This is a genomic window from Bacillus sp. J33, assembly GCF_000518885.1.
In the GTDB taxonomy this organism is placed as follows: domain Bacteria; phylum Bacillota; class Bacilli; order Bacillales; family Cytobacillaceae; genus Cytobacillus.
Map to the genome: position 1 here is coordinate 1 of NZ_JAEL01000163.1, position 6,550 is coordinate 6,550.

The following is a 6,550-nucleotide window of genomic DNA, read 5'->3' on the forward strand; positions in this document are numbered from 1 at the left end:
CTGTTCTAGAACTTCAATGACCGGAAGGTCATCCACTTGAAGTTTTCGATAAGGTTTATTTACGGGCTGTTCAGTAGGTTTAACGAACATGCTTTTACCAATCAATAAAGTAAGCAATGTTCGAATGAGTTGTTCTTGATAGTTTATAAAAGTTAATAAATAGGTTATAATTTGAGGGTACAAATTGTCACTTCCATTCTTGGTTGTTGGGTGTGTGGTAACCTCAATTATCCAAAGAATTTAGGGGGTGGCAATTTTTTTGCCTATAAAGCCCTCTATGGAGATATTTTATAACCTATTTCTTATAGAAGTTTTGACAATACGATAATTAAAAAGGGGGGGAAAACATTAGTACAAAAAATTTGATCATTTTTCTTGTGACTTTTGCAGCTGAGGTTGCTATAACGTTTTTAGTTGCCTCAAAATTCTCTGTAAGGTTTATTGAGGTAATGTTTTTTACTGGCATAGCTTTTGGTGCAGTTAGTTTTTACTTTTCAAGTAGTGGGGGAATCGTTTCAGATTATAGCTCTTCACAAGCCAGTGCACAGACAGGATTTATTCAAAAAAGAGAAACGTTCGTGTTTAGAAGAGGACCTATCTTCACATCTTCGATTATTTTTTTCTTCATTGGATTAGTGTTGTTTATTATGCTCATTTCAGGAATTATTCCGCCTGTTCAAAATTGACATTATTTAAATTAGTAAGGAGCTTGGAGATTATCCAAGCTCCTTTATATTTAATATGAATAAATAATTTAAAAGTTTACTTGAAATTACTCTTACATAGTAACTATCAGGATCAATGCCTTTAATGTCAATCATACCCCAAGTTTGTTGTTAAAACCCATCTTCCATAAGTCGAGTAGAAGAGAACCTCTCTACCTTGCGGTAGATTGTGTTCTCCCCCCTCACAGAACCGTGCTTGCGCTATTAACGCACACGGCTCCTCCTAGTTATCATTTACAGAATATAGCTAATCTCTTCTCTAAGTTCATAGATGTTCACCTTAATTCTTGGTGAAGGAAGTGGATATTTATTAAGGAAGAGATTAAATTTTTCCCATGTAAAGGACTTTCTTTGGCTTCTTCTGTTTAGCCATTTAAATAGTAAGTTTTCAAGTTTCTCTTTGAAATTGTTAACAGTTTGGATGTTATCTGTCATGCAGTAATAGTTGTAATAACCAGTGAGCGAGCGTTTAAATCTATCCATAATCACATGAATATCTTTATTTCTATTATTCTTCAACCATTCTTTACATTCTTTTAGTTTGCCTTGCACTTTCTTCCTACTAGATTTCCGTTTCACACGAAATTTCCCTTGTTTGCTTTTCCCGCAATAATGGGTAAAACCTAGGAAATCAAAGGTGTCTGGTTTGCTATTCCTATCTCGCTTGGCGTTATGTTCTGCAAACCGCCCAAAGGAAATAATTTTCGTTTTATCCTCGGCTATTTCCAAATTAAACTTCTTCAATCTTAGCTTTAATGAATGAAAGAATTGCTGAGCTTCGCTCTTATGTTGAAAACAACATACAAAATCATCTGCGTATCTTACTATATATGCCTGCCCTTTACATTGTTTCCTAACCACTTTCTCAAACCATAAGTCGAGAACGTAATGGAGATATACATTGGCTAATATCGGAGATATTACTCCACCTTGCGGTGTACCATTGTCTGTCTTATACTTCTTACCTTCCTCCATGTATCCACCTTTAAGAAACCTGCTGATTATTCTCAGTAGGTTAGGGTCAGCGATTCGGAGTTTTAGAAACTCCATCATCCATCCATGATCAACGTTGTCAAAGAAACCTTTAATATCTACATCTACTACATAACTAACTGCTCTCTTTTCAATATACAGATTCAGTATTTTCAGCGCATCATGACAGTTTCTATTAGGGCGAAATCCAAATGAACAGTCTAGGAAGTCATTTTCATAGATGGTATTTAGTATTTTGGTAATGCCTTTTTGTACAATTTTATCCTCGTGTTCTGGTATTCCCAACGGTCTTTTCTTGTCTGAGTTGAGCTTTGGGATATACATTCGTCTTACCGGAACAGGGCGGTAGCTTTTACTTTTAAGCCTATTTACCAAATCCGTTATGTTTTCTTCCAAGTTTTCGCTGTATTGTTCTTTAGTCGTTCCGTTAACACCCGTTGCCTTTCTATTTGGCAGTCCATGATGACACTGTGTTAGTGATTGCTCATTTAATAAATGGGCAAGTGATGTAAATTTCATTTTAGGCTGAGTCTTTGCTAATTCTGCTATCCTTAGTAGTTTTGTTTCCATTATTATTCCTACCTCTGTGTGTAGTTAATGTGTCCCTAGTAAGGGTGATAACTGGTAGCTAGCCTTCCCTCCATCAGCATTACCCAACTTCATTGGTACTACGCTGCTATCCGACTCCCTACACGGCATTTGGTTTCCTTGCTTGTTATCGCTTGTACACCATACTCTTCTAAAAAAAAAGAAAAGACCGGTAGGATCTCCCGAGTTGCCGTATCATATCAGTGTGTGACGTGCCAAGGTCTCTGACTCCAGAGAGGTTTTATTCTTCTTGCCTTTGACGAAGGATAAAATGTTGCTTTCTGCACGCAGGTAAGGCATCAGCCCTCTCGGTTTACTAACGATTATGGAGCTCAATCCCTTCAACCATATGGCTTTCGGCCCGCCACCTAACTGTCTACGCTTAAAGACTAGAGTTACCTTTAGTCCTTCAAGACTCGCTACGAGCGAATGGCTAGTTCTTACTCGGCGGGAATCCCACCCGCTATATGATACGACCTAGGCTCGGCCGCACACCTGCCACGATTGTTGTATAAGAACAAATACCTTCTGGTTCTGTAATCTATCTCCCTGAATGCTGGATGTCACGCATCATATCCGTACATTAATAAAATCAAGTTATTTATATCCCCTAATAAATAGTGGTAGAAATTGAGTAAATTTAAAATTAAAAGTAAATCCTACAAACGTTTTGGATACCTTTGGCATAAGGATCTGCCGTTATCTTGTCATGCAGTTGTTTTGCTTCTTCTGTAGCATTCTTCAATAAATACCCATGCTTTACCGCTTTAAGCATTTCTATATCATTCCCACTATCTCCAAAGGCAAATGTATTCTCAACAGAGATCCTATACTGTTTCATTAAAAAATAAACTATTGCCCGCTTACCTGTATTTTGTGGAATAAAATCTACGTCAAAGGCATTTACCGGATCTCCAGCTAGAGGGTTACAACGGTTAATATTGAAGTTTATTCCACTATTGCGTGCTAATTGTTTTATGGTATCAAGGTCGTACTTAACCCTCGCACTATCTTCTATGAAATAATAATAATTCATTTTAAAGGATTGTTGACCAAATTGTGTTTGTTTTTGTAACTGTATCCCATATATCAGTCTTAAATCATTAATAAAATCTTCAACCACTCTATGGCTGAATCCTGACTTTTTGATTCTTTTCCACCACTCTTGATTTTGATAAAATTCTCCTTTTGGATTGATCTCCCATAACTCCGTTCCTAGGTTTGATGCAATAAAATGAGGAAGGTAGTTCATCCGAGCTGCTCTCATTTTTTTATGAATATCAGCCAAACTACTGCCTGTTACCCAACCAATTCTGATATTCTTCTTATGAAGAATCCTTTCAAGATACTCCTCAAGCTTATATAAATCATCTAACTGCCAACCTTTTCGCTCATGCGGATAGTATGTTTCATCAAAATCAAATAGCATTAAGTAGTCAGGATTTCCGTTAGAATGGTACACTTTAAATGTCACGTTTAATGCCCCCCTGTTCTATGTTATTTTTAGGGTACAGGCAGGGAACGTTCCCAGGTCAATCTTTTTAGAGGTAAAATAAATGGCTACTATTATGGATATAGCTCGACTTAGTGGCGTTTCTAAGTCCACGGTATCACGCGTTCTCAATAATCATCCTCATGTTTCAGAAGACAGCCGAACAAGAGTAATGGAAGCAATAGAAAAGTTGTCTTTTGTTCGAAATGCACGAGGTGTACACCTTAGAACACAATCAACAAAAACTATTGGTGTGACTATCCCGGTCCTTGATCACCCTTATTTTAGCCCGCTTGTTGGCATGATTGCAGAAAAATTAAGAAAAGCCGGATATAAGATAGTGATTTTCCAAACGTTTTATTCTATTGATGAGGAATATGAGATTTATGAGAAGTTAACTGAAAATGAGCTGGACGCGGTCATTATCACCCATACTTTATTAGGTGAGAAGGAGATTAAACAGAAAGCTAGAGATAAGATAGTGCTTATTTGCAACGAACCACTTCAAACAAGACATTTAGATGTCTTTTCACTTGATGAAAAGGATGCAGTTTATTCGTCTACCCAATGCCTACTGAAAGAAGGACGCAACCAACTATTATTTTGTGCAGATGAAGAAAGAACGCCACTTCAGCGACAAAGATGGGAAGGGTTTAAACAAGCTCATCTTGATTTAAATAAAGCATGTACTATTCAGCAAAAAATAAGTGGGTACTCTACGATTGAAGAAGGTATACTACTGGGTGATGAAATTTTTTCAGGTCATTGCAAACATGATGGAATTCTTGCAGGCAGTGACTTTTTAGCTGCAGGCTTACTTTCGTCTGCTAAAAAACATGGTGTTTCTATTCCAAAAGAATGTTCCATTATTGGTTTTGATAACCACCCAATTTGCCTGACAACTTTCCCTGCACTTTCCAGCATTCAAAATCAGACTGAATTGATGGTCAACGATATGGTCACCTGTTTACTAGACAGGCTTAGCGGTAAAGAGTTTCCCCCTGCAAGAAAAGTCTATAAAGGGGAGCTGGTGATTAGGGGGACCTAAGAAAGGAATTGGACATTCCTTTCTTCCGAATATTAACTATTTTTAACATCAATCTATGTATTCAGGATTAAATCGCCTTTATTAAAATTCAGTGAGTGATATTTCAAGCTTATCCGTTATGTCTCCTATTGGAAGATCATCTCTATAAAAGCTAAGTAAACAATTACTTGAGTCCTGTACAAGAGTAAATCCCCCTAAAAATGTTTCTTTTTACATTATTAATTTTATCATCCTTTTTCAATAAACCTGCCCGTTAGTCGAATAAGAAAAATCCGCCATTTGGCAGCTCCTTCTCAACATAGGCACTTTTATTGTGAATTTTTAATTAATATATACCTATATAACTATCCTATAATGACCTTTATACTTCCAATCACTTTTTTCACTAATACCTCTGGTTTCCACCTGAGCCGATTCCGAGAAAGGTATTGAAGTTGAGGCTATTGATGCTGGAGTAACATCATTTCTATTTGCAGCATTGACTGAAAGGAAACTTATACCAGGTTCCTTTTTTATTTACCCAAATTGTATTTCCCCTATACAACTACCTTACCCGCCACACCTTCTATTTTTTGCTTTCTATTCATAAGTTTTCAAAAACTAGTAAAAAATAAGCGATATGCAGAAAATAATGGTGATTTACTTATGAGAAAAGGATTGAAAAAAACGGATTAAAGAGGATTTAGGTATGGGAAAATTCCTTTATTAAATCAAAAGACTTTAAGTAAATTTTTAACTAAACCAAAAAAATGTGCGCTTTGGGCTTACTTTCATTGCCACTTTAATTGATGGAAATGTGATCCGGATGGTATTCTCCCATATCTTCTGGAAGATGAATTCCGGGAAATCGAGGAAAAGAATATTAAACAGCTTGTACCTGTTGCAGATGGCCATTCATTAATCGAACAAAAAATTTTAAATGGCTACGTCATTCTGACGATTAAAACAGAAATTAAGCATCTATATCCGCCAAGAGTTTCAGATATGAAAGATGCGATTATAAGGCTTCCACTTCAAATGCAATCTAAGTGGCCGCTCTTTTTGCGAACTAAAAAATCCTATCCGCTTTAACAAGATAGAAGTACAAGAGAAGAGAGATTGATGTATAACGCAATTTTACAGCAGCCAGCTACCAATCATGAAAACGGAGGTGAACCAGATGCAGGAGCAGCCAATACCTGACAGATTGAAGATATCCCCATTTCTAGTGTTTTATTTAATTATGTCCATGCAAATTGGCATTGGGGTTCTTGGCTATCAGAGGGTCATCGCAAAGGATGCAGGCTATGATGCCTGGATTTCCATTCTGATTGCCGGGGGATGCATACATGTCATCATTTGGATGATTTATAAAATCGCCGAAACGGTTGATGGAGATTTTGTGACAGCCCATAAGTACCTTACAGGCAATTTGATCGGCAAAACAATCAGCTCCATTTTCATAGGGTACTTTTTTTTATATGTCTTAGCTATAACACGAACATTCATCGAGGTCATTCAAGTGTGGATGTTTCCGGAGCTTAGCACTTTCTGGTTCTCCTTTGGATTCATGATTCTTTGTACTTATATCATTTTTGGAGGNTTCAGAACNGTAGTCGGTACAGCCTTTTTCGGCCTTGTATTGCCGGCATATCTGCTTCTGACATTTGGCTGGGCCATTAAATTCTCCAATTTCTATAATCTGCTCCCTATCTGGGATCATTC

General features: G+C 37.0%; 4 protein-coding genes and 1 pseudogene. 2 read left to right on the top strand and 3 right to left on the bottom strand.

The genetic code is table 11. The features are described 5' to 3' along the window. The 3 genes and pseudogenes from L634_RS0127840 to L634_RS0127855 all read right to left on the bottom strand — a co-directional run. Positions 1-183, bottom strand: a pseudogene (locus L634_RS0127840) (DDE-type integrase/transposase/recombinase); the annotation flags it as partial. A 776-nt stretch (positions 184-959) separates the two neighbouring features. Continuing rightward, a complete protein-coding gene (ltrA, locus tag L634_RS0127850; RefSeq protein ID WP_026585216.1) occupies positions 960-2,288 on the bottom strand; it encodes a group II intron reverse transcriptase/maturase in 1,329 nt (442 codons plus the stop codon). Between the two features lie 664 nt (positions 2,289-2,952). After that, positions 2,953-3,780 carry an HAD-IIB family hydrolase gene (locus L634_RS0127855; RefSeq protein WP_026585217.1) on the bottom strand — a complete coding sequence of 276 codons (828 nt, stop codon included), beginning with the start codon at positions 3,778-3,780 and terminating at the stop codon, positions 2,953-2,955. 82 nt (positions 3,781-3,862) lie between these two features. Between L634_RS0127855 and L634_RS0127860 the strand changes: the two genes are divergently transcribed. After that, complete coding sequence (locus L634_RS0127860) at positions 3,863-4,846, top strand: LacI family DNA-binding transcriptional regulator (protein WP_026585218.1); 984 nt, start codon at positions 3,863-3,865, stop codon at positions 4,844-4,846. 1,228 nt (positions 4,847-6,074) lie between these two features. Further along, the coding region (locus L634_RS0127865) for a GerAB/ArcD/ProY family transporter (protein ID WP_026585219.1) at positions 6,075-6,550 on the top strand (476 nt) is incomplete at its 3' end.

Bases quoted from the DNA above. Each gene is read 5' to 3' on its own strand.
- ltrA (WP_026585216.1), bottom strand. From the start codon at position 2,288: ATGGAAACAAAACTACTAAGGATAGCAGAATTAGCAAAGACTCAGCCT.
- L634_RS0127860 (WP_026585218.1), top strand. From the start codon at position 3,863: ATGGCTACTATTATGGATATAGCTCGACTTAGTGGCGTTTCTAAGTCC.